Annotated in this window: 26 protein-coding genes; 7 read left to right on the top strand and 19 right to left on the bottom strand. The window is 65.5% G+C overall.

What is annotated here, in order from left to right; genetic code table 11:
• Window positions 1-9: 9 nt before the first annotated feature.
• Window positions 10-1,467: a phosphotransferase gene (locus Q0082_RS01920; protein ID WP_298189226.1), complete on the top strand. Its 1,458-nt coding sequence runs from the start codon at window positions 10-12 to the stop codon at window positions 1,465-1,467.
• On the opposite strand, the gene Q0082_RS01915 is transcribed toward Q0082_RS01920, so the two are convergent.
• The 6 genes from Q0082_RS01915 to tyrS all read right to left on the bottom strand — a co-directional run bounded on the left by Q0082_RS01915 (window position 1,464) and on the right by tyrS (window position 8,449).
• The gene (locus Q0082_RS01915; protein WP_298189225.1) at window positions 1,464-2,165 is read right to left on the bottom strand and encodes a dienelactone hydrolase family protein; all 702 of its coding nucleotides are present in this window, start codon (window positions 2,163-2,165) and stop codon (window positions 1,464-1,466) included. The two genes, Q0082_RS01920 and Q0082_RS01915, sit on opposite strands and share 4 nt — an antisense overlap.
• A 5-nt stretch (window positions 2,166-2,170) precedes the next feature.
• The gene (gene cysK / locus Q0082_RS01910; RefSeq protein WP_298189224.1) at window positions 2,171-3,088 is read right to left on the bottom strand and encodes a cysteine synthase A; all 918 of its coding nucleotides are present in this window, start codon (window positions 3,086-3,088) and stop codon (window positions 2,171-2,173) included.
• The gene (locus Q0082_RS01905; RefSeq protein ID WP_298189223.1) at window positions 3,085-4,419 is read right to left on the bottom strand and encodes an MFS transporter; all 1,335 of its coding nucleotides are present in this window, start codon (window positions 4,417-4,419) and stop codon (window positions 3,085-3,087) included. The genes cysK and Q0082_RS01905 overlap by 4 nt, the downstream gene beginning before the upstream one ends.
• A gap of 36 nt (window positions 4,420-4,455) precedes the next feature.
• Window positions 4,456-6,621, bottom strand: coding sequence for a TonB-dependent receptor (locus tag Q0082_RS01900; protein ID WP_298189222.1), 2,166 nt, complete (start codon window positions 6,619-6,621; stop codon window positions 4,456-4,458).
• Window positions 6,622-6,731: 110 nt separating this feature from the next.
• A complete protein-coding gene (locus Q0082_RS01895) occupies window positions 6,732-7,070 on the bottom strand; it encodes a PilZ domain-containing protein (protein ID WP_298189221.1) in 339 nt (112 codons plus the stop codon).
• A gap of 137 nt (window positions 7,071-7,207) precedes the next feature.
• Window positions 7,208-8,449 carry a tyrosine--tRNA ligase gene (gene tyrS, locus Q0082_RS01890; protein ID WP_298189220.1) on the bottom strand — a complete coding sequence of 414 codons (1,242 nt, stop codon included), beginning with the start codon at window positions 8,447-8,449 and terminating at the stop codon, window positions 7,208-7,210.
• A 33-nt stretch (window positions 8,450-8,482) separates the two neighbouring features.
• On the opposite strand from tyrS, the gene Q0082_RS01885 reads away from it, so the two are divergent.
• Window positions 8,483-9,025, top strand: a complete 543-nt coding sequence (locus Q0082_RS01885) for a DOMON-like domain-containing protein (protein WP_298189219.1) — start codon at window positions 8,483-8,485, stop codon at window positions 9,023-9,025.
• Window positions 9,022-10,221, top strand: a complete 1,200-nt coding sequence (locus Q0082_RS01880; RefSeq protein WP_298189217.1) for a DUF1343 domain-containing protein — start codon at window positions 9,022-9,024, stop codon at window positions 10,219-10,221. The genes Q0082_RS01885 and Q0082_RS01880 overlap by 4 nt, the downstream gene beginning before the upstream one ends.
• Before the next feature lie 6 nt (window positions 10,222-10,227).
• Here Q0082_RS01880 and Q0082_RS01875 read toward each other — a convergent pair whose 3' ends face one another.
• Window positions 10,228-10,935, bottom strand: coding sequence for a 2OG-Fe(II) oxygenase (locus Q0082_RS01875; protein WP_298189216.1), 708 nt, complete (start codon window positions 10,933-10,935; stop codon window positions 10,228-10,230).
• 186 nt (window positions 10,936-11,121) lie between these two features.
• Here Q0082_RS01875 and Q0082_RS01870 point away from each other — a divergent pair, with 186 nt between their 5' ends.
• Both Q0082_RS01870 and Q0082_RS01865 read left to right on the top strand, forming a co-directional pair.
• Entirely contained in the window at window positions 11,122-11,982 is an 861-nt protein-coding gene (locus tag Q0082_RS01870) for a class I SAM-dependent methyltransferase (protein WP_298189215.1), read from the top strand.
• Between the two features lie 81 nt (window positions 11,983-12,063).
• Window positions 12,064-12,345, top strand: coding sequence for a DUF427 domain-containing protein (locus tag Q0082_RS01865; protein ID WP_298189214.1), 282 nt, complete (start codon window positions 12,064-12,066; stop codon window positions 12,343-12,345).
• On the opposite strand, the gene Q0082_RS01860 is transcribed toward Q0082_RS01865, so the two are convergent.
• The 5 genes from Q0082_RS01860 to Q0082_RS01840 form a co-directional block, all read right to left on the bottom strand.
• Window positions 12,302-12,643, bottom strand: coding sequence for a hypothetical protein (locus tag Q0082_RS01860; RefSeq protein ID WP_298189213.1), 342 nt, complete (start codon window positions 12,641-12,643; stop codon window positions 12,302-12,304). The genes Q0082_RS01865 and Q0082_RS01860 overlap by 44 nt on opposite strands.
• A gap of 84 nt (window positions 12,644-12,727) precedes the next feature.
• Window positions 12,728-13,504: an enoyl-CoA hydratase gene (locus tag Q0082_RS01855; protein ID WP_298189212.1), complete on the bottom strand. Its 777-nt coding sequence runs from the start codon at window positions 13,502-13,504 to the stop codon at window positions 12,728-12,730.
• A gap of 89 nt (window positions 13,505-13,593) precedes the next feature.
• A complete protein-coding gene (locus tag Q0082_RS01850; RefSeq protein WP_298189211.1) occupies window positions 13,594-14,775 on the bottom strand; it encodes a VWA domain-containing protein in 1,182 nt (393 codons plus the stop codon).
• Window positions 14,776-14,806: 31 nt separating this feature from the next.
• Complete coding sequence (locus tag Q0082_RS01845) at window positions 14,807-15,691, bottom strand: DUF817 domain-containing protein (RefSeq protein ID WP_298189210.1); 885 nt, start codon at window positions 15,689-15,691, stop codon at window positions 14,807-14,809.
• Between the two features lie 5 nt (window positions 15,692-15,696).
• Window positions 15,697-16,122, bottom strand: a complete 426-nt coding sequence (locus tag Q0082_RS01840; protein ID WP_298189208.1) for a GFA family protein — start codon at window positions 16,120-16,122, stop codon at window positions 15,697-15,699.
• An 81-nt stretch (window positions 16,123-16,203) separates the two neighbouring features.
• Between Q0082_RS01840 and Q0082_RS01835 the strand changes: the two genes are divergently transcribed.
• Window positions 16,204-16,944, top strand: coding sequence for a glutathione S-transferase family protein (locus tag Q0082_RS01835; RefSeq protein WP_298189206.1), 741 nt, complete (start codon window positions 16,204-16,206; stop codon window positions 16,942-16,944).
• A 21-nt stretch (window positions 16,945-16,965) separates the two neighbouring features.
• On the opposite strand, the gene Q0082_RS01830 is transcribed toward Q0082_RS01835, so the two are convergent.
• The 3 genes from Q0082_RS01830 to Q0082_RS01820 form a co-directional block, all read right to left on the bottom strand.
• Window positions 16,966-17,526 carry a hypothetical protein gene (locus Q0082_RS01830; protein WP_298189205.1) on the bottom strand — a complete coding sequence of 187 codons (561 nt, stop codon included), beginning with the start codon at window positions 17,524-17,526 and terminating at the stop codon, window positions 16,966-16,968.
• Between the two features lie 41 nt (window positions 17,527-17,567).
• Entirely contained in the window at window positions 17,568-18,413 is an 846-nt protein-coding gene (locus tag Q0082_RS01825; RefSeq protein ID WP_298189204.1) for a MoxR family ATPase, read from the bottom strand.
• A 114-nt stretch (window positions 18,414-18,527) separates the two neighbouring features.
• Window positions 18,528-18,932: a hypothetical protein gene (locus Q0082_RS01820; RefSeq protein ID WP_298189202.1), complete on the bottom strand. Its 405-nt coding sequence runs from the start codon at window positions 18,930-18,932 to the stop codon at window positions 18,528-18,530.
• Between the two features lie 205 nt (window positions 18,933-19,137).
• On the opposite strand from Q0082_RS01820, the gene Q0082_RS01815 reads away from it, so the two are divergent.
• Window positions 19,138-19,923 carry a hypothetical protein gene (locus Q0082_RS01815; protein ID WP_298189201.1) on the top strand — a complete coding sequence of 262 codons (786 nt, stop codon included), beginning with the start codon at window positions 19,138-19,140 and terminating at the stop codon, window positions 19,921-19,923.
• A 61-nt stretch (window positions 19,924-19,984) separates the two neighbouring features.
• On the opposite strand, the gene Q0082_RS01810 is transcribed toward Q0082_RS01815, so the two are convergent.
• The 4 genes from Q0082_RS01810 to Q0082_RS01795 form a co-directional block, all read right to left on the bottom strand.
• Window positions 19,985-21,889, bottom strand: a complete 1,905-nt coding sequence (locus Q0082_RS01810) for a methyl-accepting chemotaxis protein (protein WP_298189200.1) — start codon at window positions 21,887-21,889, stop codon at window positions 19,985-19,987.
• A gap of 100 nt (window positions 21,890-21,989) precedes the next feature.
• Entirely contained in the window at window positions 21,990-22,853 is an 864-nt protein-coding gene (locus Q0082_RS01805; protein ID WP_298189198.1) for an oxidoreductase, read from the bottom strand.
• Complete coding sequence (locus tag Q0082_RS01800; RefSeq protein ID WP_298189197.1) at window positions 22,850-24,868, bottom strand: DNA topoisomerase IV subunit B; 2,019 nt, start codon at window positions 24,866-24,868, stop codon at window positions 22,850-22,852. Before Q0082_RS01800 ends, Q0082_RS01805 begins: the two co-directional genes overlap by 4 nt.
• An 81-nt stretch (window positions 24,869-24,949) precedes the next feature.
• Window positions 24,950-26,113, bottom strand: coding sequence for a penicillin-binding protein activator (locus Q0082_RS01795; protein WP_298189196.1), 1,164 nt, complete (start codon window positions 26,111-26,113; stop codon window positions 24,950-24,952).
• Window positions 26,114-26,131: the final 18 nt, after the last annotated feature.

Raw genomic sequence — 26,131 nt, 5'->3', positions numbered from 1 at the left:
GAGCGAATCGTGGCCCACCGCAGCCCGCGTGAGTTGATCGAGCTCTATTGGGATGAAGTCTGGAACAACCGGCGCGCGGACCTGATCCGCGAAATCTGCGCCGACCCCATCGTGCGGCATGATCCAGGGAGCGTGACGGCGCTTTCGGTGGACGACCAGATTGCCCGTGTGCGCCAGCAGAGCGAGAAACTGGAGCCTTACTTCTCGCACGAGGTGCTGCTCGCCGACGACACTTACGTCACCTCGGTGTGGAACATGCACACCCGGAAGGGCGAGCGGATCGAGCTTTGCGGGATCGAGGTATTCAAGGCGGTGGATGGCAAGTTCACCGATTGCTGGAATTCAGCCTACACGCCCGGGCGCTGGGGGCGCGAGGGTGATGCCTCGGTGCCTGACGATCTGCCGGCGCCCGCTCTGATAGCCAGCCCGGATCAGATCACCCCGCAGTGGATTCAGGCCGTGCTGCAGCAGGCCGGAATCGCCGCGCCGCGCATCAGCCTGCTCAACACGAAACCGATCGGCCACGGAAACCTCTCTGCTACGGTGCGGACCGAGATCACCTACAACGCCAACGCCGCCGATGCCGTGCGCTCGGTGGTGGCGAAGCTCACATCAGGCATCGGGCAGGCGGTGGAGATTGCGGCTGCGCACGATGTCTATCGCCGCGAGTGCGAGGTCTATGGCTTCCTCGGCGCCGAGCCGCCGCTCAAAACTCCGCGCTGCTACTGGCGGCAGGTCGGGCTGGATGGGCGCACGATCAATCTGGTGCTCGAAGATCTCTCGGACCGCACGCGCGCAGGGGACCAGATCGCGGGTTGCTCGGTGGCCGAGGCCATGGCCGTGGCGGCCGAGTTGGCGAGCCTTCATGCAGCGTTCTGGGATGATCCGCGTCTCGACCGTGCTGACTGGCTCTACAACCGCGCGGCGGGGGCAGAAGCGGCCTACACCAACAACACGCGCGCAGCGGCGGCATTCCGAGAGCGCTTTGCCGGGCGGACTGATCCCGGTTTGCTCGACGCAATCGATACAGTCGTTGCCGACCTTCCGCGCCATTTCGCCGCGATCCCGCACGGACGCACGCTGGTGCACGGTGAGCCACGGGTCGACAACGTGCTGTTCGAGGATGGCGCGGAAGGCCCGCGCGCATGGCTGATCGACTGGCAATTCGCCGACCGGGGTAGCCCGATGTTCGATCTCGCCTATTTTCTCGCTGGTTCGTTGGCGGCGGAAGACCGGCGCGAAATCGACCATTTGCTAGTTGCGCGCCATCACGCGGCAATTGCGGCCATTGATCCGGACTATTCGCTGGAACAGGCCCGCGCCGAATATGCCGGATCGCTGCCGCTTGCGCTCTATTTCACCGTCGGTGCGATACTGGCGATGCCGCCGAGCGAGCACGGAGACCGGCTGCTGCTCACGCTGGCACAACGCAACGTCGCGGCCTTGCGTGATTGGGGCGTGGTCTAGAAGACTTCGGCGAAAAGCCCCGTCAGCGCTGCCCAGCTCTGCCGGTCGGCGCTCGCGTCATAGCCGATGGCCGGCACCCCCCGTGCGTCACTGCCGGGGTCGGTGAAGCCGTGCTTCACGCTGCTGTAGGCATGGAAGTGCCAGTTTGCCCCGGCGGCGTCCATTTCCTCCCAGAACGCGGTGACTTGCGAGCGCGGGACAAGCGGATCGGCATCGCCGTGGCAGACGAGGATACGCGCCTTGACCGCGCCGGGCGCGGCAGGCCGGCCGGTTTCGAGAATGCCATGGAAGCTGGCCGCGAGAACGATGTCCGCCCCATCGCGGGCCAGTTCGAGCGCGGCCTGTCCGCCCATGCAATACCCAATGGCAGCGGCCTTGAGACCTTGCGCTTCCGGCAGCGCAGTCAGCGTATCGAGTGCTGCCCGCAGGCGCGCACGATAGCCATCGACCGAGGCCCGGAGTGCGGCTGCAAGCTGCATTGAATGCTCGAAATCGCGCACCGGCTCGCCGTAGAAATCGGCGATCATCGCGATGAAGCCATCTTCCGCCAGCATCGCCGCCCGCCGTTCCATCGGCGGGTTGGGGTTCATGATCGTCGGCAGCACGAGCACCGCACCGCGCGCCGCGCCGACGGGGCGGGCAAGCCACCCCGTCAGTTCGGTATCGCCGTCCCGGTACATGATGCTTTCAAGCGCCATGCCGCTTACTCCGGCAGGAAGTCCGGCACCGAGAGATAGCGCTCGCCAGTGTCGTAGTTGAAGCCGAGCACGCGGCTGCCGGCGGGTAGTTCGGGCAGCTTCTGTGCAATCGCCGCCAAGGTTGCGCCCGAACTGATGCCGACGAGCATGCCTTCCTCGCGCGCGGCGCGGCGGGCCCATTCCTTGGCGTCCGCCGGATCGACCTGGATCGCGCCGTCAATCGCCTGGGTGTGGAGGTTGCCCGGGATGAACCCGGCACCGATGCCCTGAATCGGGTGCGGCGCGGGCTGGCCGCCTGAGATGACTGGCGAAAGCGTGGGTTCGACCGCCCAGGCCTTCAGCGCAGGCCAGTGCTGCTTCAGCATCTCGGCGCAGCCCGTAAGGTGCCCGCCGGTGCCGACACCCGTGATCAGCGCGTCGATCGGTGCGTCGGCGAAGTCTTCGAGGATCTCCACTGCGGTGGTCCGCACGTGGACGGCAACGTTGGCCGGGTTGTCGAACTGCGCGGGCATCCACGCGCCCGGCGTTTCCTCGACGATCTCGAGCGCACGGGCGATCGCGCCCTTCATGCCCTTCTCGCGCGGGGTGAGGTCGAAACTGGCGCCATAGGCGAGCATCAGCCGGCGCCGCTCGAGCGACATCGATTCGGGCATGACGAGGACCAGCTTGTAGCCCTTGACCGCCGCGACCATGGCAAGGCCGATGCCGGTGTTGCCCGAAGTCGGCTCGACAATCGTGCCGCCAGGCTGGAGGCTGCCGTCAGCTTCCGCCGCCTCGATCATCGCGAGGGCGATGCGGTCCTTGATCGAGCCGCCGGGATTGGTGCGTTCGCTCTTCACCCATACCTCGTGGTCGGGAAACAGGCGGGAGAGGCGAATGTGCGGGGTATTGCCGATGGTGGCGAGGATATTGGCCGCTTTCATGTCGCTTCCTTCTGGTGAAGTGTCTTGTCTGCAAACGTGCGCACGAGCCTGAGTTCGGGGAACCACAAGGCCCACAGCGCGGTAATGACTATCGCACCCACGCCGCCGAATACAACCGCGCCGGTTGCACCGAGCAGCGCGGCGGCGACGCCGGATTGCATTTCGCCCAGCTCGTTGGAAGCGGAGATGGCAAGACCCGAAATCGCCGAAACGCGGCCGCGCACTCCATCCGGAGTGTGGAGCTGGACCAGCGTGTTGCGGATGAACACGGACACCATGTCTGCGGCTCCCAATGCGGCCAGCATGAGGAGCGAGAACAGATAATCGCGGCTGAGGCCGAAGCCGATGGTCGCCGCGCCATAGACGGCCACCGCGATCAGCATCTTGGCTCCGACCCCGCTTTCGATGGGCCGGCGTGCGAGCAGCAGCGCCACGATCACTGCGCCCGCGCCCGGTGCCGCGCGCATGATGCCAAGGCCGTTGGGCCCGACGGGATGGCCGTCGATCATCAGGATGTCCCGCGCGTAGACGGGGAGCAGTGCAGTCGCGCCGCCCAGCAGCACCGCAAACAGATCAAGCGTGACACATCCGAACAGAAAGCGGTCGTGCCAGACGAACGTCAGCCCGCCAACAATCTGCGACAGTGGGTGCGCGCGCCTGTTCTCCGCGGGCGGCGGCAGCGGCCTGATGCGCAGAACGAGCAGCGTGGCCGTGCCCAGCAGCAGCGCAGAAATGGCGTAGGGCAGGGCAGGGACTTGCGCGAAGAGCAGCCCGGCAATGGCGGGGCCGCCCACCGAGCCGGTCTGCCAAGCCATCGAATTGATCGCGACGGCGCGAGGGAGCAGCGGCACGGGCACGATATTGGGCGCGATCGAGGCCATGGCAGGGCCGATGAACACGCGCGCCGTGCCGTGCAGCGCACCCAGCGCGAAGAGCAGCGGAAGGTTGAGATGCCCCGCCACGGTAGCCGCCATCAGCACCAGTGCAACGAGCATGTCGATGGCATTCGCCAGACCCGCTACCAGCCTGCGGTCGAAGCGGTCGGCCACGAGCCCGGCGACCGGCGTGAGCAGCAGCACCGGCAGGAATTGCGCGAGGCCCAGCAGGCCGAGCTGGAACGCCGCCATGCCAATGCTCATGCCATATTGGCTGCGCGCGACATCATAGAGCTGGTAGCCCAGCACGACGACCATTCCGGTCGTGGCGAAGACCGACAGGAACCGGGCCAGCCAGAAACGGCGGTAGTCCGGAATATCGAGCGGTGAGCGCGGTTCGTCTTGGGCGAGGGTCACGTTGCCCGAATGGCAGCGCGGCGCGGCCTTGCCAAGCAAGCAAATCTCTCCGGCGGTTCAGTTCTTCCCCGCCGATCAGATCCTGACAGTCGCCGTCAGCCGGATGTCGCGCCCGGCAATCGGCACGAAGTGCCGCGTTTCCGATGTGGCGAGCCGGCCCACCGTATCGAGCAGATTATCGCCCGAAAGGATCAGTGCTAGCCTGCCCGCCTTGCCCAGCGGACGCCAGGTGAGGCTGGCGTTGACCAAGGTATAGCCGTCCACGGGCGTCTCGTAGGGCGTCACGCGGTCCTGCCGCGCGTGGACAATGGCCTCCACATTTGCGCCGATGCGGTCGGATTCGTAGGTCACCCCGCCGCGCACGCGCAGGGGCGGAATGCGCGGAGCCGGGCCGAGGCCGTTCAGCGCCGCATGAACATAGTCCACGGCGCCTTCCAGCGAGAGGGCGCGGCCATCGTCCCACGTCAGCGCCTTCCACGAGCCTTCCGCTTCGAGGCCGCGGAACTTCGCACCGAGCTGGAAGTACTGGTAGACCGGGGCACCCTCGATGCGCTGGCCGGTGGGGACCGGGGCGATAAAATTGCTGAAATCGGTGGCATAGGCGGTGAAGGCACCTGCGAAGCGGTCGCTGTGATAGCGCAGGCCCGCCTCCACCGTGTTGCTGCGCTCGATCCGGAACGTGGGGTTGCCGCGCTCGTAAGACTGCGTCGCATCGTGAAGGCCGTCGATGTAGAGCTCCTCTGCCGTTGGCGCGCGTTCGCCGTGCGTGGCGGAGAGGCTCAGCGTCAGGCTTTCGAGCGGATGCCAGGCAATGCCGGCGCCAGCGGCGAAAAGATCGAAGCTGCGGCCAGCGGTCCCGGTGGCGAGCCCCTTGGGCTGCACGGAGACATGCTCGCCGCGCAGGCTGCCTTCCAGATCGACCGTGCCCAGCGAGAGCTGTTGACGGGTGAAGGCGGCGATCCGCTCGCTGATCGAATTGGGGAGCAAGGGCTCGCCCACGATGCGGAAATTGCGCGTACTGTACTGGATGCCGCTTTCCCCGCGCCAACTTCCCGACCCGATTCCATGGCGGGCCTGAGTCAGCACGAAGCGCGATTCGATTGCCGAGTTGAAGAAGCGCGTGCCCGCGATGCCGTCCTCGATTTCGGCGTGGGTGTAGTCGCCATAGGCGACCCGCGCTTCGAGTCGGTCGAAGAACCCGCCGAGATTGACGCTGCCGCGCAGATCATAGCGCGTCTGGCGCAGCGAAAGCGAGACCGGATCGGCCGCCGCGGACGAGGGACGCGGCGGAATGCCATAGTCGCTGGTGAGTCGCTGGACGGACAGGCCGAGCGACCCGCCGCTGTCGATGAAGGCCAGCCCCGCACCAAAGGTGGTGCCGCGCGCCCACGAGTTCGCCAGCCGTCCGCGCGCATCGTACCCGGCCATGAGGTTCGCCGCGCCATCCGCATCACCGGCGGCGGTGAGGTCGGCAGCTTCGGCCCTGAGCTGCGTCCGCAAGGGTTCGGAAACGACATTGCCGCCGATCCGGACGTCGCCCGCGCGGTTGTACGAAGCGTCGAAATGGGCGGCGAGTCGGGGAGCGACGGCCACATCGACCGCGCCGCCCAGATTGACCGAATCCGCAGCAGAGCCATAGGCGGCAAGCGCGTTCACCGCGACAGGCTTGTCCGGCACACGACGCGGAATGCGGCGGTCGAGCGCGTTGACCGCACCGCCTGCCGGATCGGCGGCATAGAGCAGCACTTCGGGCCCGTGCAGCACGTCGATCTGTTCGACATTCAGGGTATCGATCGCGACGCCATGGTCGGCCGAAACCGAGCTTGCATCGAGGGCGCCAAGGCCATCGGTCAGCACTTGCACACGCGGGCCATCGAAGCCGCGCAGCACAGGACGCGAAGCGCCGGGCGCAAAGCCGCTGGTCGATACGCCGGGAAGATTGGCGAGCACATTGCCGATCTGCGCCGCGGCCCGGCGGGCCAGGTCTTCGCCGCCGATCACCACGGGTGCGACGATCGCATCGCGGTCGCCCGAGATCAGGCGTCCGGTCACCACGATCGGAGTGTGGCCGGCATCGTCGGTCTGCGTCGTATCGATCTGGCCGGGCTGCGCGGCTTGCGCCGTACCGGGCGGGGCAGGAGTGGGGCCAGCCGGGTCAGCGCCAGCCGCGAGTGCAGGATGCGGGAAGGCAAGAAGCATGGCGCCGAGCGCGCAACCTGCGGCAAGCGGAGACTTGGACATTAAGGACACCCGAACATTGTTTCGAGCGCTGCCTTATAGTCATGATATAATATATCAAGCTGCAATCGGCAGAATGGGTCGCACCTGCGTGCAGCCGTGCCCTGACTGCGTCAACGCGAGCGGGGAAGCCTCGCGTTCGGCTGCAGCGACTTGATTATCATCAGGAAATCATCGCTGCGCAGGATGCGTTCGAACTGGAAGCCGGCGCGGGTGCCGTCACTCCAGACCAGGAACGCCTCGATTCGCCCGATGTGGTGCAGGCGGATGGTGATACGCTCGCCGCGCTGGAGCGCGACTTCCCCCTTCACCATGAAGCCGGTCGTGGAGATGTTGATGACATGCAGCATCACATCGCCGAGCCGGCGGTGCTCCCCGATCAGGGGCAGGTCGACCGGGTGGCGGGTGGAAAGCCGCTGATCGGTGACGGAAAGCTGTGCGCCGCTGGCCATTGTCGCTCCTCGTGATGGTCAAGCTCACGAGTATCTGGAGGCAATTGGCTGATATTTCGTAAAGGCCCAGCACCGATTTGCCGCTCTGCGGTAAGCACTTGCCGGTTAACGGCATGTCCTTGCCGGTTCCCGGCACATCAGGCCGGACGCAGGACGCCGTGCTTTTTCTTGCCGGAAGAAATGCGCACGTCCGCAGCGTCAAGCATGATGACATGCGCCTCGTCGGTGATGGCCTGACCTTCGACCCGCGCACCGCCGCCCGCAATCAGGCGCTTGGCCTCGCCGCGGCTCGCTGCAAATCCGAGGCCGATGAGCGCGTCGACCAGGGCGATGCTTCCGTCGGGGCAGGCCAGCGAAGGGAGGTCCTGCCCGACACCGCCGCCCGCAAAGGTGGCCGCCGCGGTCGCTTCGGCTGCCGCTGCGGCATCTGCACCGCGTACGAGCTTTGTAACCTCATTCGCCAGAACGACCTTGGCCGCATTGATCTCGCTTCCGCCAAGCGCTTCGAGGCGCGCGATCTCGTCCAGCGGCAGATCCGTGAACAGGCGCAGGAAACGGCCGACATCGCGGTCATCCACGTTGCGCCAGTATTGCCAGAAATCCCAGGCTGGCAGCGCATTCTCGTTGAGCCAGACCGCGCCTGCGGCCGTTTTGCCCATCTTGGCGCCGTCCGCCGTCGTCAGCAGCGGGGTCGTGAGGCCGAAGACTTCCTGCCCGTCCTTGCGGCGGGCGAGTTCGATCCCGTTGACGATGTTGCCCCACTGATCGGACCCACCCATCTGCAGGCGCACGCCGCTGTGCAGCGCAAGGTGGCGGAAATCGTAGCCTTGCAGGATCATGTAATTGAATTCGAGGAAGGTCATCGGCTGTTCGCGGTCGAGCCGGAGCTTCACCGAATCGAAGGTGAGCATGCGATTGACGGTAAAGTGCGTGCCGACTTCCTGCAGCAGTTCGATATAGCCGAGCTTGCCCAGCCAATCGTGGTTGTTGACCATCACCGCATCGGTCGGCCCGTCGCCGAACGTGAGCAGGCGGGCGAAGACCTGGCGGATCGAGGCGATGTTGTCCTCGATCGTCTGGTCGGAAAGCATCTTGCGGCTCTCGTCGCGCCCGGTGGGATCGCCGATCCGCGTGGTCCCGCCGCCCATCAGCACGACCGGCTTGTGCCCCGTCTGCTGGAGGCGGCGCAGCATCATGATCTGGACGAGGCTGCCTATGTGGAGCGATGGCGCGGTTGCGTCGAAGCCGATATAGCCCGGGACGATCTGCTTGGCAGCCAGCGCATCGAGGCCCTCGGCATCGGTGACCTGATGGATGTAGCCGCGCTCGCTGAGCAGGCGGAGGAGCGAAGAGGTGTACGCCGAGGTGTTCTGGGTCATGATGGGCGCGCGCCTAGCACGAAAGATCGAGGCATGGAAACGTTCGACCTGACGGCACATCCGGCGCATCCGGCCAAAGCGGTGACCGGCGTTACGGCGCGCATCCTCTCGCTCGATGCGAACTGGATGACGCTGCGCTGGAAAGTGGACGGCGCAGGTTCGCTGGTGGTGCCCCCGTTTGCCAGACGGGCGCGGACAAACGGGCTGTGGCAGACGACTTGCTTCGAGCTCTTCGTGAAGGCGCCGGGCGGGGCTGGGTATGCCGAGTTCAACTTCTCGCCATCCGAACGCTGGGCGGCTTATGACTTCACGGGGTACCGCGCCGGGATGGCCGAGCGGCATGTGGAGCGACCGCCGGTATGCACGCCGCGTCGGGGCGGATCGGTGCTGATCTTCGATGCGGCGATCCCGGTCTCTGCGCTGCCGCCGCTGCCTTGGGTTTATGGACTGACGGCGGTGATCGAGGAGGAGGGCGGCGTGAAATCGTACTGGGCCTCTGCACATCCGCCCGAGAAGCCGGACTTCCACGATCCGGCTTGCATGGCCGGGCGGCTTGCGGCACCGGAAGCGCCATGAAATTCGGTATCGATCGCCTGCTCGCCGACCCGGCGCTGCGTGCGCCGCTTGAGGGCAAGCGCGTCGCGCTCGTCGCCCATCCTGCCTCGGTGACGGAGGTGCTCGTCCATTCGCTCGATGCCTTGGCGGCCTGCCCGGGAGTTACGCTCACCGCGGCGTTCGGGCCGCAGCACGGGCTGCGCGGCGACAAGCAGGACAACATGGTCGAGACCGAGGACTTCATCGACCCGGCGCTCGGCATTCCGGTGTTCAGCCTCTACGGCGAGGTGCGGCGGCCGACGGCGCGGATGATGGACAGCGCCGATGTGTTTCTGTTCGACCTGCAGGACCTCGGCTGCCGGATCTATACCTTCGTGACGACACTTCTCTATCTGCTCGAGGCGGCGAGCGGGACAGGAAAAGCGGTCTGGGTGCTGGACCGGCCCAATCCGGCCGGCCGCCCGGTGGAGGGCACGACGCTGCTGCCCGGCTGGGAAAGCTTTGTCGGCGCCGGGCCGATGCCGATGCGGCACGGGATGACGCTGGGCGAGATGGGCCGCTGGTTCGTGGACCACTTCAAGCTCGATGTGGATTATCAGGTGGTGACGATGGATGGCTGGGAGCCGGAAGGCCCCGGCTTCGGCTGGCCGCAGCACCGCATCTGGATCAACCCCTCTCCCAATGCGGCGAGCCTCAACATGGCGCGGGCCTATGCCGGCACGGTGATGATCGAGGGCGCGACGCTTTCGGAGGGGCGCGGAACGACGCGGCCGCTGGAAGTGCTGTTCGGCGCGCCGGACTTGGATGCCAAGGCGGTGTTCGCCGAGATGCGCAGTTTGGCGCCGGAGTGGCTGGTGGGCTGCGCCATTCGCGAATGCTGGTTTGAACCAACATTCCACAAGCACGCCAAGACGCTGTGCAACGCGCTGATGATCCACGCCGAGGGCGCGTTCTACGACCACCACGCGTTCCGGCCTTGGCGGCTGCAGGCGCTGGCGTTCAAGGCCGTGCGGCGGCTCTATCCGGACTATCCGCTGTGGCGTGATTTTCCTTACGAGTACGTCTTCGACAAGCTGGCGATCGACGTGATCAACGGCGGGCCAGGCCTGCGCCTGTGGGTCGATGATCCTGCGAGTACGCCGGTCGATCTTGAGGCGCTCGCAGGGCCGGACGAGGTCGCGTGGCGCGAGGTGCGCGCACCCTATCTTCTGTACTGAAGCGGCCTAGCTGGCATCGTGGAAGATGATGCCGAGCGTCTGGCGTTCGCCGGAAAGGACAGTGCTCACCCCGTGGCGCATCGCGGACTTGGACCAGCCGTTGGAGGCTAGACGGGGTTTATCGCGGACGGGAATGATTGCGATCTGGCCTTGGCGGATGGGCACGACTTCGACTCGGCTCTGCATACGGGGGCGGTTTTCGACCAATGTGAGCGCGCCGCCGGTGTAGCTGTCGTCCGGGCTCAGCATGACGACGGCTTGCAGCGGGAAGTGGATCGGCCCGTAGAGGTCCTGGTGGAGGCAGTTGTAGTCGCCCGCGCGGTAGCGCAGCAGGAGCGGGGTGGGGCGCGGCTGACCGAAGGCGTGGCAGCGCGCGAGGAGAGCCTCGTGCGTGCCGGGCCAGATATCCGGCTGGCCGAGGCGTTCCGACCACATGTTCGCGATCGCGGCTAGCGGCGGGTATAGCGCGGTGCGCAAGGCCTGCACCATATCGGGCAGCGGATAGGCGAAGTAGCGGTATTCGCCTTTGCCGAAGCCGTGGCGAGCCATGGTGACGGTGGAGCGGAAGCGGCTATCATCATCGTAGCTCGCGGCGAGGGCCGTGCAGGTTTCGCTGTCCAGCACGCGCGGGGTGAGCGCGTAGCCGAGATCGTCGAGGCTGAGGGCGAGCGTTTGCCAATCGAGGGCAGTGATGGTTTCGGTGAGGGTTTGCATGGGCTTGCCGGTAGCGCGTTTGATGGGGTGCGGCACTCCGGGGATTGCGTTCCAATTCGGGCGGCTGGCATCCCCACCCGGCCTCCCCTGAGCGGGGGAGGGGAAGAAACAAGGTGGATCGGGATGAACCTTCCTTAAGGCTTGCGCGCTAAGTCGCTTCGTCTGAACGGCAAGCGGGACGATTTTGTGAGCTGCAACCACTGCGGAACGACCGGCGCGGCGCATCTGTTCCGGGCCAAAGGCTATGATCTGGTGCGCTGCACCGGCTGCGGGCTTGCCTTTATTGCCAATCCGCCGACGCTGGAGGAGCTCAAGGTGCTCTATTCGGCGAGCGCTTCGTATCATGCAGCGCTGTGTGATCCTTCGAGCGAGACGTTTGCTACGCAGGACCGGATTGCGGTTCGGCACCTTTCCGAAACGCGCCGGGGAGCGAACGGTGGGCGACTGCTCGATGTGGGCTGCTCGATCGGCCAGTTCGCGGCGCGGGCACGCGATGCGGGGTTTGCCGCGACGGGGCTGGAGATCAACGCGGCGAGCGCGGCCTTCGCGAGGGACCATTACGGGCTCGAGGTGGCTGAGGGCACGATCCACGATGCGCCGCAGGCGCCGGGCTCGCTCGACGTGCTGACGATGTTCGACGTGATCGAGCATGTGCCCGATCCGCTGGGCGATTTGCGCAAAGCGTGGGATCTGCTGGCACCGGGGGGCACCATCGTGCTTTCGACACCCAATATCGACGGGCTGTTTCCCAAGGCCTCATTGCCGCTGGCGAAGACGCTCGACTACTGGCCGCACCCGGAGCCGCCATACCACCTCTACCAGTTCTCGGCGAAGACGCTGGGGGCGTTGCTGGCGAAGGCGGGCTTTGCGGTGACCGCGACGCGGCACTTCGCCATCGATCTGGCCTATACCTTCGGCCAGATGGAGACCTTGCTCAAGATGCCGAAGCGGCTGGCCTATGCCGGGCTATTTGCACCGCTGGCCGCCGTGGGACCGTGGCTGGGGCAAGGCGACTGGATCTATGTGACGGCGCACAAGGCCCCGTGATTGCCCTGTAGCCTGATTGCCCTGCTGGCGCCTTGACGGCTGAGGTCCGAAGCCCGAGCTTGGCCATCAGAGGAGACTGACATGGTCGAAGCACGGTGGAACGGCGCGGTGATTGCGCGCAGCGATGATACGGTGGTGGTCGAGGGCAACCACTATTTCCCGATCGAGGCGGTGGATGCAGCTGTGCTGAAGCCGAGCGCCACGACCAGCATGTGCCCGTGGAAGGGGACGGCGCAGTATTATTCGCTGGTGGTGGACGGCGCGGAGAACCGCGATGCGGCGTGGTATTATGCCGAGCCGAAGGATGCCGCGAAGCAGATCAGGGGGAGGGTGGCGTTCTGGAAGGGTGTGCAGGTGGGGTGATGTCTGCCGTCTCGCTGGATCGACCGGTCTTCTGAAAACTCAAGTAAAATCCGGCCGCGAGCGTGGACAGGCCGAGCAGCCTTAGTGCGTTGGCGAAGGTGGGGGAGATATCGAGCTCCACGGAGCCTCCCGACATGACAAAGCCGAGGAATACAATTGCCGCGATGGCGTTGGCCAGCCATCCATAGCGTGCGGCACTGGCAAGAGCACCGCCGGGTTGCCTGAGCCGAAAGAGATTGCTGATCACCGTCGATAGGCCGACGAATGTCAAGATGATGATCGTTGTCAGGTCTTCCATCCGGTGCGCAGCCCTGCCTACAAACGAATACAGAATATCACGCCAGCGCGCTCGCCGGAACCTGAACTCCGACCATTCCGGAGCTCACCGCCAAACTGGCGCGCGCTTTTCAAGGAACGCTTCGATGCCTTCGGCGGTGTTATCGTCCATCATGTTCTGCGCCATGACTTCGGCGGCCAGCGCATAGGCTTCGGCGCGGTGGACTTCGCGCTGCGCGTAGAACAGGGCCTTGCCGCGCCGGATGGCATCGGGGCTCTTGGTGGCGATGGTCTGGGCGAGGGTGTCGATCTGAGCATCGAGCTGGTCGGCGGGGACGGCGTGGTTGATCAGGCCCCAGCTTTCCGCCGTCTGCGCGCTGATGAATTCGCCGGTGACGAGCATTTCGAAGGCGGGCTTGGCGGGGACGTTGCGGGTGAGCGCGACCGCGGGTGTCGAGCAGAACAGGCCGACATTGATACCCGAGACGGCAAAGCGCGCATCCTGGCTGGCGATGGCAAGATCGCAGGCGCCGACAAGCTGGCAACCCGCTGCAGTGGCGATGCCGTGGACCCGCGCGATGACGGGGACAGGTAGCGCGACGATGGCTTCCATCACGTCAGCGCAGGCGGCGAACAGCGTGCGGTAATAGTCGAGGCGGCGCTGGCCGTGCATCTGGCGCAAGTCATGCCCTGCGCAGAAGGCCTTGCCCGCGCCCGAAAGGACGACGCAGCTTATCGTGGGATCGGCGGCGAGGCTCGTCAGTTCGGCCTTGAGCGCGGCGAGCAGATCCTCGCTCAGCGCGTTGTACTGGTTCGGGCGGTTGAGGGTAAGGTCGACACGGCTGCCGCGGCGGGCGCTGGTGAGGATTTCGTTGTCGGACATGGCGGCGACCTCTCCATTCACGGGGCTTGCTACCCCCTCCACCATCCTTCGCATGGTCCCCCTCCCCGAGCAAGCTCGGGGAGGTACTGTCAGTGCTTCTTGCGTGTGAGTTCGCGCATCGCGCCGTCGAGGCCTTCGAGCGTCAAAGGGAACATCGAGCCGCCGACGAGATCCTTGATCATCTTGGTGGACTGCGAATAGTTCCACTGCTTTTCGGGCACCGGATTAAGCCAGACGGTGGCGGGGTAGGTCTGCGCGACGCGGTGGAGCCAGACGGCGCCGGCTTCCTCGTTGAAATGCTCGACCGAGCCGCCGGGGTGGCTGATCTCGTAGGGGCTCATCGCCGCGTCGCCGACGAACACGATCTTGTAGTCGTGGCCGTACTTGTGGAGGATGTCCCAGGTGTTCGTCCGCTCGGACCAGCGGCGCTTGTTGTCCTTCCACACACCTTCGTAGAGGCAGTTGTGGAAATAGAAGAACTCCATGTTCTTGAATTCGGCGGTGGCGGCGCTGAACAGTTCCTCAACCAGCTTGATGAACGGGTCCATTGAACCGCCGACATCGAGGAATAGCAGCAGTTTGACCGCATTGCGCCGTTCGGGCCGCATGCGGATATCGAGCCAGCCCTGCTTGGCGGTGCCGTCGATCGTGCCGGGGAGATCAAGCTCGTCGGCATGGCCTTCGCGCGCGAAGCGGCGCAGGCGGCGGAGCGCGATCTTGATGTTGCGGGTGCCGAGTTCCTTGGTGTTGTCCAGGTTGGCGAACTCGCGCTTTTCCCAGACCTTGATCGCGCGGCCATGCTTGCCCTCGCCGCCGATGCGAACACCTTCGGGGTTGTAGCCGCCGTGGCCGAAGGGGCTGGTGCCTCCGGTGCCGATCCACTTGCTACCGCCCTCGTGGCGCTCTTTCTGTTCTTCGAGCCGCTTCTTGAGCGTCTCCATGATCTCGTCCCACGAGCCGAGCGCCTTGATCTTCTCCATTTCCTCTTCGCTGAGGAACTTTTCGGCGACGGCGCGCAGCCAGTCTTCCGGAATGTCGACCGGGCGCTGGCCATAGTCCGTCAGGATGCCCTTGAAGACCTTGTTGAAGACCTGATCGAAGCGGTCGAGCAGGCCCTCGTCCTTCACGAAGGTGGCGCGGGAGAGGTAGTAGAACGCCTCGGGCGTCTGCTCGATGACGTCCTTGTCGAGCGCTTCGAGCAGGGTGAGGTGCTCCTTGAAGCTGGCCTTGATGCCCGCTGCGCGCAGCTCGTCGATGAAGTTGAAGAACATGGATGGCCTCGCTCGCGTCTTAACCGGATGATTAAGGTGAATGGGGCCCGAGAGCAAGCGGATCGGCAAGCTCTTCGCGCGTTTGCGGGCGGTGGACCCACGCGACGAGCACGAACGAGATGTACATAAGCAGATACCATGCCCCGAGCTTGGCGGGGTGGACCGCCGCCCAGCCAGCGCGCTGGTTGGGATAGAGCCAGGCATGGCTGAAGGTCGCAATGTTCTCGGCAAACCAGATGAACAGCGCGACGAGGAACCAGCCGAGCAGCAAAGGCATCCAGCGGTCAGCGCGCCAGACGCGGAAATAGATGCGCGTGCGGGCGAAGAGGAGGCCGAGCGCGGCGAAGAGGGCGAGGCGCACATCGGGGAGCCAGTGGTGCGCGAAGAAGTTGATGTAGATGAGCACGGCAAGCATGGCGGCTAGGCTAGGGCGCGGGTAAGCGGTGTAGCGGAAATCGAAGATGCGCCAGATGCGGGCGATGTAGCTGCCGACGGCGGCGTACATGAAGCCGGAAAACAGCGGCACCGCGCCGATATGGAGCACGCCGGCTTCGGGATACTCCCAGGAGCCGACCGCAGTCTTGAACAGTTCCATCACCGTGCCGACCAAGTGGAAGGCGAGAATGATGCGCGCCTCGTCCATGGTCTCCAGCCGGAAAGCGAGCATGGCTACCTGGAGGCCGAGCGCGGAGATGGTGAGGAAATCGTAGCGCGCGAGCGGTGCACCTGCAGGATAGAACAGATGGGTGGCGAGCAGCAGGGCGATCATGAGGCCGCCAAAGAGGCAGGCCCACGCCTGTTTGAAGCCGAACAGCAGGAATTCGTAGATCCACGCCGGCCAGCCGGGCCGGGGCTCATAAGCCTCCAGCCGCGCGCGGATAGCGGCAAAGCGGGTCTGCGCGGGCGCGTGCTGCAACAGGGTCAGGCTTTCGTCGGCGGCGGGGGCGGCTGCCTGCCGTGGCGTTCGAGGTGTTCGGGGATCACGGCCCAGGCGGGGGCGTCGTCGGTCCAGATTGCCATTTGCGGAACGAGATCGTGCGGCGGCGTGATGAAGCCGACGCGCAGGGTCCGGAACTGGGGGCGGGCGGAGACCTGACCCATGACCGGGGTGCCGCAGTGCCCACAGAACGACTGGGTGAGGGTGTTGCCGCTGGCCGCGGTATAGGCGTGGGTGCCGAGCGGGCCGGTGATGGTGACGTCCTCGGTCAGGAACATGGCGTTGGTGCTGTGCGATCCGCCGGCGAGCTGCTGGCACTGGCGGCACCAGCACTGGCGCACCGCGATGGGGGCCTCTGCCGTGATCGTGGCGGTGACGGCGCCGCAGGCACAGGATCCAGTGTAGGCCATCAGCGTCTCCCTCACTTTTGGGATTGTTAGGTACACATACAATTTGTAGGCTGCAGGCAACCGGAGAGGACACCCAAAACCATGCTCAAGCTCTACAGTTTCGGACCCGCTGCCAACTCGATGAAGCCGCTGCTCACGCTCTATGAGAAGGGCCTCGATTTCGAGAAGAACCGGCTCGATCCGGCAAAGTTCGAACACCATACCGACTGGTTCAAGGCGATCAACCCGCGGGGGCAGGTGCCGGCGCTGGTGGACGGCGCGCATGTCATCACCGAGAGCACGGTGATCTGCGAGTATCTGGAGGACGAGTACCCGACCGAGGTCAAGCTGCGGCCGGCGACGTCCTTCGGCAAGGCACAGATGCGGGTCTGGACCAAGTGGGTGGACGAGTATTTCTGCTGGTGCGTCTCGACCATCGGCTGGCACCGCTATGTGGGCAACATGGTGAAGGGGCTTTCGGACGAGGAGTTCGAGGAGAAGGTCAAGGCCATTCCGGTGGTCGAGCAGCAGGTGAAGTGGCGCCGCGCACGCGAGGGCTTTCCGCAGGACATGCTCGACGAGGAAATGCGCAAGATCGCCTATTCGGTCGAACGGCTCGATGCCCATCTGCGCGAGCATGAATGGCTGGTGTCGGGGCAATACACGCTGGCGGATATCTGCAACTTCGCCATCGCCAACGGGATGCAGGTGGGCTTCGCCGAGCTGGTGAACAAAGAGAAGACGCCGGGGCTGGTGCGCTGGATCGAGCAGATCAAGGCGCGGCCGGCGGTGCAGCGGATGTATGCCGAGGTGGAGCTGGAGCAGCTCGGGCCGCGGGATTAGGCGGGCGCCTCCACTCCGTGCTCAGCTTTGCGGGCGAGGCTGAGCCAGTACATAGGGCAGATAGAAGCTATCCTGATGTTTGCCGCTGTCCTTGTCGGTCCAATCCACGACAATGATGATCGACGATGACTTGTTCTGCCATTCAGCTGCCGTCATGGCGCCCTGGGTGCGGCCTGTCCACGAAGCAACGATGGCGGGCGCCCCTTGCGGCATATCATTACTCGGATTTGGATTGACATTAACCGTGCCATTTGTGGTGGCTATGTTCCGCCCTTGCTGGTCGATCAACATCGCGCGAACCGACACGGATTTGACCGAAGTCGTGTCTGTCACCACACACGCCTGATACTCGGCGTAGTATCTGCCGCCGGTAGAGTCGGCCAGATAGAGACGCACATCGCGCACTTCGAATGTCTGCTTGAACTCCTTGGATTCAGGCGCCATTGGCGAAAGGCACGGGGACGTGACGTGCTCACATTTGCAGGGTTGCTCGGCCGATCCCGGCGGCGTCTTCGCCAATACTGCCGTGCTGCTCGCAAGAATGCCAGCAGTGGCCACCAGACAAGCGACGAGCCGAAGCATGTGTCGCCCTCCCGCCATCCGGGGTCTCCTCTCGCTGCCTCTCAGTTCGAAGGCCGTCGCGCCATGAAGGCCAGCCGTTCGAACAGCATCACGTCCTGCTCGTTCTTGAGCAGCGCACCGTGCAAGGGCGGGATCGCCTTGGTGGGATCGCGGTTCTGGAGGACGTCGAGCGGCATGTCCTCGTTCAGCAGCAGCTTGAGCCAGTCGAGCAGTTCCGAGGTGCTCGGCTTCTTCTTTAGGCCGGGGACTTCGCGGACCTCGTAGAAGATATCCATTGCCTTGCTGACAAGGGTCTTCTGGATGCCGGGGAAATGGACGTCGATGATCGACTGCATCGTCTGCCGATCAGGGAACTTGATGTAGTGGAAGAAGCAGCGGCGCAGGAACGCGTCGGGCAGTTCCTTCTCGTTGTTCGAGGTGATGACGACGATCGGGCGCTCCTTGGCGGCGATCGTCTCATGCGTTTCGTAAACGTCGAAGCTCATCCGGTCGAGCTCCTGGAGGAGGTCGTTCGGGAACTCGATATCGGCCTTGTCGATTTCGTCGATCAGGAGGACGGGGAGCTGCGGCGAGGTGAAGGCCTCCCACAGTTTGCCCTTGCGGATGTAGTTGGAGATCTCGTGCACACGCGGATCGCCGAGCTGCCCATCGCGCAGGCGGGCGACCGCATCGTATTCGTAGAGGCCCTGCTGCGCCTTGGTGGTGGACTTGACGTTCCATTCGATCAGCGGCGCGCCGACAGCCTTGGCGATCTCATGCGCGAGGACGGTCTTGCCGGTGCCGGGCTCGCCTTTCACCAGCAGCGGACGGCGCAGCAGCACCGCGGCGTTGACTGCCACCTTGAGATCATCGGTGGCGACGTAATTGCTGGTGCCTTCGAAGCGCATGTCCTGTCCCTGTATACCATCACGTTGCGGGGGCCGGTCTTAACCGAGCGGTTAGACCGTAGGGTCCTTGCGCCGGGCAGGCAAGAGTTTCAGTGGTGAGCAGGCGCACCCCTCTCAATTCGGACTACGGCACTTGCCCGTCGTGGTGCGTTCGACGGTGCCATCATCATTATAGCGGACCTGCATGGTGAGCCCGTCGCTCGCGAGCCACCGCACTGTCGCGCTGTACCAGTTTCCATCGCGCCACTGGCACTCGATCACGCTGCCCACGCGCCAGTCGAACGCGCGCACTTCGCTGCTGATGCGGGTCTCGCGGGTGCCATCGTCGAACTGGATGGTGAGCGCAGAACCGTTCTTGCCGACGACCACGCCGGGAAAGGTCTGCGTACTGTCGCGCCAGGGGGCAAGTACCCAATCGCCGATCTCGTGCGCGAAGGCGGGCGCTGCCGGTGCAAGCGAGCCAAGGGCCAAGGCAAGGATGGCAGGCATTATCCGGCGCAGTGGCAGGTGATCAGACATCCGTTTCCCCCAAGCGGACCGGCGGTAGCAGACTTGCGCCCATCGCGGCGTGCCCCATCGGCCCTTGCCGCGGAGGGTATGAAACTGTCCGCCACAAAGCAATCGCCGTCGCTGATCGCACGGGACGGTCAAACCGACCTTTCGCGACAGACTGATACAGTGCAGGGCGTTGCCGCTCCCCGCCCGCGCGTGTAGGCGAGGCGCGATGCGATCCGCTCCCGCCGTCAGCCCCGCGCGCTACGCACCGTCGCGCCGTGACCGGGCCGTTTCCTTCGTGCTTGCGCTGGTGGTCGGCGTTTTCCTCGTATTCGTGCTGATTATCATGAGCAACGTGACGGGCGACGGCGGCCCGGCAGGCGGCCAACTGGTGGCGATCAACATCGCCCCGCCTTCTGCGGAGAAGGAAAAGCAGAAAGCCGCGCCCAAGCAGGACGTGAAGCAGGAGCAGGTGCAGACGGTGACGACGCCGCCACCTAAGCTCCCCCCGCGCGTCGAAATCCCGAGCAAGAACCAGGTTGAATGGCCGCCGGGCTTTATCAAGCTCAGCCGCGAGGACATTGCCAAGGCCGATATCAGCCGGATCAAGCCCGCTGGCGGTGGTGGACAGGCCGGAGCATCGGCGGGCGGAGGTGGCAATGCTGAAGGGACCGGCGATGGCCCGGGCGGTGCCCGCGTCTACAACGCCGAATGGTACCGCGAGCCGACGCGGGCGGAAATGTCGCCCTATATGGGCGCGGCGCGCGGCGGCGGGGCAGGCGATTGGGCGATGATCATCTGCCGCACGGTCGAGCGGTTCCATGTCGAGGATTGCCGCGAGGTGGACGAAAGCCCGCGCGGTTCGGGTCTGGCGCGCGCACTACGGCAGGCAGCGTGGCAGTTCCTAGTCCGCCCGCCGCGCGTGGACGGCAAAGCGCAAGTGGGCGCGTGGGTGCGCATCCGCTTCGATTTCAAGGCGGCGAAGCGCGATGATGGGGTGGCCGGCCAGGACTAGGGGACCTGACCGGCCGGGGCCACGCGCCTTCGCACAAGGCGCGAGACCCAAAGGTTCTGCGCTAGAATTCGGACCAGTTGTCCTCGTCGAGCTCGATCGCAAGATTGCCGTGGACCGGCGCGGGCGCGGCAGCGGCAATCGCCCGCGGGGCCGGGGCCACGGCAGGCGGCGTGTGCCGCAGCGGCGGCGGCGGGGCGGCAAACGTGGTAGCCGAGCCGCTGATCCCCGCGCCCCGGAAGCGCGCGACGAGATTGGCAAGATTGGCGGCCTGACCCGAAAGATTGCGCGAGGCTGCGGCGCTTTCCTCGACCATCGCAGCGTTCTGCTGGGTCATCCGGTCGAGTTCGCTCATGGTCACGTTGACCTTGGATATGCTGGCGGCCTGATCGACTGCGGCAGTGGCGATGCCTTCAACCAGCGCGCCGATCTCGCCGACCTGGGTGATGATCGCATCAAGCGCCTCGCCCGTCTCGCCGACAAGATGGACGCCCATCTCGACATGCTGCGCGCTGCCGCTGATGAGGCCCTTGATATCGCGCGCAGCCTCTGCCGAACGCTGGGCGAGCGCGCGCACTTCGTTGGCGACGACCGCGAAGCCGCGGCCGGCTTCGCCGGCGCGGGCAGCCTCGACCCCGGCGTTGAGCGCCAGCAGGTTGGTCTGGAAGGCAATGCCGTCGATAAGGTCGATGATCTGGGTGATCTGCTTCGAGCTGTCGACGATCGAGTCCATCGCGCCGACCGCGCGCTTGACGACATCGCCGCCTTCGTTGGCGCGCTGGGTGGCGCGCACGATCGTCTCGCGCACGGCGCCGGCGTTCTGGGCGCTCTGTTCGACCTTGGCGGTGACTTCGCGCATCGCGTTGGCCGCGGATTCGAGGCTGGCGGCCTGCTGCTCGGTGCGGCTGGCGAGATCGTCCGAAGCGGCGCGAATCTCGGTCGAGCCGGTCTGCACGCCGCTGGCCGTGCCGGCGACCGAGCCGATGACCTGCTCGAGTTCGCTCGCCATGGCGTTGAAATCAGTCTTGAGGCGGGCAAAGGGGCCTTCGAGCGCGGAGGTGACCCGCGCACCGAGATCGCCTTCCTTGAACTTCGCGAGCGCCGCGCCGAGCGTGCTGACGATGAGTTCGACCTGCTCGGCCTTGCTCTTTTCGGCGCGGACAAGCTGATCCTGCAGCGCCCGCATGGCGCGGCCAAGTGCGCCGACTTCGTCCTGCGTATCGGCAAGGCGCAGCGAGCCATCGAGACGGCCATCGGCGAGATCCTGGATTGCATGGGTGATCTGGCCGACGGGGCGGGCGACGAGGCGGACCATCATGAGATAGATACCGCCGAGCGTACCCAGCAGGAGCAGTGCGGCCAGAATGCCGGTCCACAGCGCGACGGCATAGGAGGTGGAGGCCTCGTGGCCGGCTTCATCGATATGGCGCCGCTGGTAGGTCGCAAGGTCGCTGAGCGCCTTGGTGGTCGCCTCGACCGGTTCGCTCGAGGTGGCGAGGCGAGCCAGCGCTTCAGCAGTGCGACCCTCGGACGAGAGCTGGATGATCTGGCTGGTATCCTGGCTCATCTGCTGCCAGCCGGTCTTGAAGGCCTTGAGGTACGACTTTTCCTTGTCGTCGAGATCAGTGGCCTCGAACGCGGCCGTCTGCGTGCTGATGACCTTCTGGTTCGCGGCAATAGCGGCCTCGGCATCGGCGCGCTCGTATTCATCGGCCGCGAGCAGGTGGGCGCGCAGCGCGTTCTCGAACTCGGCCATGGCAATGTTGACCTTGTCGGCTGACAGCGCCTGGGGGACATGGTCCTGCGCAACCTCGATCTCGGAGGCCCGCATTGCGCTCATGCGCCAGACCATGGTGCCGATGGCGGCGACGACGACCAGCGAGAGCACCGCGAACATCAGCGCGAGCTTGCGTCCGATCGGAGCGTTCCTGAGATAATCCATGCCGAGTGAGCCCGTATCTGCCGCCACGCGGGACTGCGCGGCGGATAGCGCGTCCGTTCTAGGCGCGGGGTGGCTGCAAGGGCGTTTGGCGCGGGCTAGGGTGAAACCCGCAGGGGGTGGTTAAAATTCAGGTGGCAGGTGCGCCGATGGCATCAAGCGCGGCCATGTCTTCGGCGCAGAGTGCGATGTCGGTGGCGGCCAGGTTCTCGCGCAAGTGCACGCGTGAGGAGGTGCCGGGGATCAGCAGGATGTTGGGCGCGCGGTGAAGTAGCCAGGCGAGCGCGAGCTGCATCGCGCTGACGCCGAGCCGTGCGGCAAGGGCATTCAGTGCCTCGGACTGGAGCGGGGAGAAGCCGCCGAGCGGGAAGAACGGAACATAGGGGATGCCGTCCGCGCCAAGCATGTCGATCAGGGCATCATCGCTGCGCTGGACGAGGTTGTAGGCGTTCTGCACGCAGGCGACTTCGCCGATGGCGCGGGCTTCGGCGATCTGGGCAGCGGTGACGTTGCTGAGGCCGATATGGCGGATCTTGCCCTGCTGCTGAAGATCGCGCAGCGCGCCGAACCGTTCGGCAAGGCTCGTGTCATCAGGGCCGAAGGCATGGCCGATGCGCAGGTTGACGACATCGAGCGTCTCCAAACCGAGGTTGCGCAAGTTGCCATGAACCTGTTCGACGAGCGCGCTGGGCTCGGGCGTCATGATCCACGCGGCATCGGAGCCCCGCCGCGCGCCGACCTTGGTGACGAGGACGAGGCCATCGGGGTAGGGGGCAAGCGCCTCGCGGATCAGCTTGTTGGTGACTTCGGGGCCGTAGAAATCGCTGGTGTCGATGTGGTTGACGCCGCTCTCCACCGCCTCGCGCAGCACGGCGATGCATTCGGCGAGATCGCGCGGGGGGCCGAACACGCCTGGGCCGGCGAGCTGCATGGCGCCGTAGCCCATGCGGCCAACAGTGAACTGGCCTAGCTTGTGAGTAGCGGGTTGGCTCACGCGTCGATCAGTTCCGGATCGAGCTCACCCGCGCGGTTCTGGATGAACATGAAGCGCTGCGCGGGGTCGCGGCCCATGAGGCGGTCGACGAGGTCCTTCACCGCGGCGCGGCCTTCGTATTCGGGCGGCAGGGTGATGCGGATGAGACTGCGCGAGGCAGGGTTCATCGTCGTCTCGCGCAATTGCTGCGGGTTCATCTCGCCAAGGCCCTTGAAGCGGCCCACTTCGACCTTCTTGCCCTTGAACTTCGTGGCTTCGAGCTCGGCGCGGTGCGCATCATCCTTGGCGTAAACCGAAGTCGCGCCGCTGGTGAGGCGGTAGAGCGGCGGCTGGGCGAGGTAGAGGTGCCCGCGCCGAACGATCTCCGGCATTTCCTGAAAAAAGAACGTCATCAGCAAGGTGGCGATATGCGCGCCGTCGACGTCGGCGTCGGTCATGATGATGATCCGGTCATAGCGCAGGGCGTCAGCGTTGCAGTCCTTGCGCATCCCGCAGCCCAGCGCGAGCGCGAGGTCGGCGATTTCGGCATTGGCGCGGATCTTGTCGGCGCTGGCGCTTGCGACGTTGAGGATCTTGCCGCGGATGGGGAGGATCGCCTGCGTCTTGCGGTCGCGCGCGTGCTTGGCGCTGCCGCCCGCGCTGTCGCCCTCGACGATGAACAGCTCGGTCTCGCCGCTGCCTTCGCCGCTGCAATCGGTGAGCTTGCCGGGGAGGCGCAGCTTGCGCGAATTGGTCGCGGTCTTGCGCTTGACCTCGCGCTCCGCCTTGCGGCGCAGGCGCTCGTCCATGCGCTCCATCACCGCGCCGAGGAGGGCTTTGCCGCGATCCATGTTGTCGGTGAGGAAGTGGTCGAAATGGTCGCGCATCGCAGATTCGACCATGCGCGCGGCTTCCGGGCTGGTCAGCCGGTCCTTGGTCTGGCTCTGGAACTGGGGATCGCGGATGAACACCGAGAGCATGATCTCGCTGCCCGTGAGCATGTCTTCCGGCGCGATCTCCTTGGCTTTCTTCTGGCCGACCAGCTCGCCGAACGCGCGGATACCCTTGGTGAGCGCGGCGCGCAGGCCCGCTTCATGCGTGCCGCCATCGGGTGTGGGGATGGTGTTGCAGTACCAGCTGTAGGAGCCGTCCGACCAAAGCGGCCAGGCGATCGCCCATTCAGCGCGGCCCATTTCTTCGCCGCCCGGACCGGCCGGAAAGTCCTGGCTGCCGGTGAAGGGCACGCTGGTGACGCATTCGCGCCCAGCAACCTGCTCGGCAAGGTGATCGGCAAGCCCGCCGGGGAACTGGAACACGGCCTCGGCCGGGATGTCCGTCCCCGCGATCAGCGTAGGCGCGCACTTCCAGCGGATTTCGACCCCGGCGAAGAGATAGGCCTTGGAGCGGACAAGCCTGAACAGGCGGGCAGGCTTGAAACGCGCGTCTTCGCCGAAGATTTCGCCATCGGGAATGAAGGTGACGGTGGTGCCGCGCCTATTTGGCGCCGCCCCAATGCGCTCCAGCTTCGTGGTCGGCAGCCCGCGCGAGAACTCCTGCGCGTAAAGCTCCTTGTTCCGCGCCACTTCGATGCGGGTAAGCACCGAGAGCGCGTTGACCACCGAGATGCCGACGCCGTGGAGGCCGCCCGAGGTGGCATAGGCCTTGCCGGAGAACTTGCCACCCGAATGGAGCATGGTGAGGATGACTTCGAGCGCCGATTTGCCGGGATACTTCGGGTGCTCATCCACCGGCATGCCGCGGCCGTTGTCGGTGATCGTGATCTTGCCCGCGGTGCCGGGAGGTCCTTCCTCCAGCGTGACTTCGATGCGGTTGGCGTGGCCGGCGACAGCCTCGTCCATCGCGTTATCGAGCACTTCGGCGGCGAGGTGATGAAGCGCGCGCTCGTCGATGCCGCCGATGTACATGCCGGGGCGGCGGCGGACGGGTTCGAGCCCCTCCAGCACCTCGATGGCCGAACCGTCGTAGCTTTCCTCGGCGCTGCGCGCGGGCAGCTTGTCGAACAGGTCATCAGACATGGGAACGGCTATAGAACATGGCCGATTCCCGCGGCAATGGGGGTGGTGCGCTTATCCCGGGGTTTTGTGGGCTTTACCGCCTCAGGGATTGAACTTGGCCGGGGCCGGGCTCGCCGTCACGAAGGTGCCCGCGCCCACTTCGCGCACTTCCATCGCGCGTTCGGCGACGCCATTGGCCTCGAAGCGGAACACGCCATCGAGCCCGACGAAGCCGTCGCGCACATAGAGCTTGCCGGTGGGGAACAGCGTGCCCGGCTTCCACCCGCGCGCCACATTGAGCGTGAGCAGCACGGAATCGTAGCCCAGCGTGGCAAGCCGCGAGGGAGCAGCGCCGAAGCGGGTGCGGTAGGACTGTTCGAACCGGCCGAAGCGGCTGTCGGAGACGGCGGCAAACCAGGCGCCGCGCATCGAGGGACTCTTTGCGATCGAGGCATCGCCGTTCCACAGCTCGGTGCCAAGAAGCTGCGTTCCGGCAGCGGCAGGCGCGGCCATCAGTGCGATGCGGCCGCTATCGCCGATCAGGAGCGCATCGACCGGACCCTTGGCGAGGACGCGGCGCACGGCGCTGGAGACCGAGGTGTTGGACCGATCGTAGCTCTCGATCGTGGTCACCGTCAGCCCGCGCGAGCGCGCTGCGACCATCAGCGCGGAAGACACGCGCTGGCCGTAGGCACCGGTCGGAATGATCGCGCCGATGGACTTGATGCCCTTGTCCTGCGCGAAGCCGACCACGCGGGCGATGGCCTGCGCGGGTACCTGGCCGAGCACGAAGACATCGCGGTCAGCCACGGTCGCATCGTTGGAATAGGTGATCATCGGCACCTTGGCGGGGCGCGCAACGCTGGCCACAGCGACCACCTCATCAGCCAGTAGCGGCCCCAGGATCAGGCGGTTGCCATCAAGGATCGCCTTGTTGGCGGCAGGCCCGGCGCCGAGCGCGGTGTCGTAGGTCGTGATGCGCACGTTCTGCGCATTGGTATCGAGCAGAGCCATCGTAGTTGCGTTGGCGATCGCCATGCCTACGGGCGCGTTGGGTCCGCTCATCGGCACGAGCAGCGCGACGCGGTGGCGGTCTGCATCGGTGGGCAGAACATTGGCATCGGGCGTCACCTCCACCGGCTTGGGCGGCGGCGGTGCTTCGGTCGGCTTCGGGATAACGGCGCAGCCCGCAAGCAGCGAAAGCGCCCCGCACATGATCCAGCGCCGCAGGTTCCCGCCTGTTGCCCACCCGCTTACGATCATCATTGGCTTGCCGCTCCCTGG

It is taken from the genome of Novosphingobium sp. (genome assembly GCF_027489515.1).
GTDB lineage: Bacteria > Pseudomonadota > Alphaproteobacteria > Sphingomonadales > Sphingomonadaceae > Novosphingobium.
The sequence above is the reverse complement of the archived record's forward strand: the minus strand, read 5'-3'. Positions and strand labels throughout refer to the sequence as shown.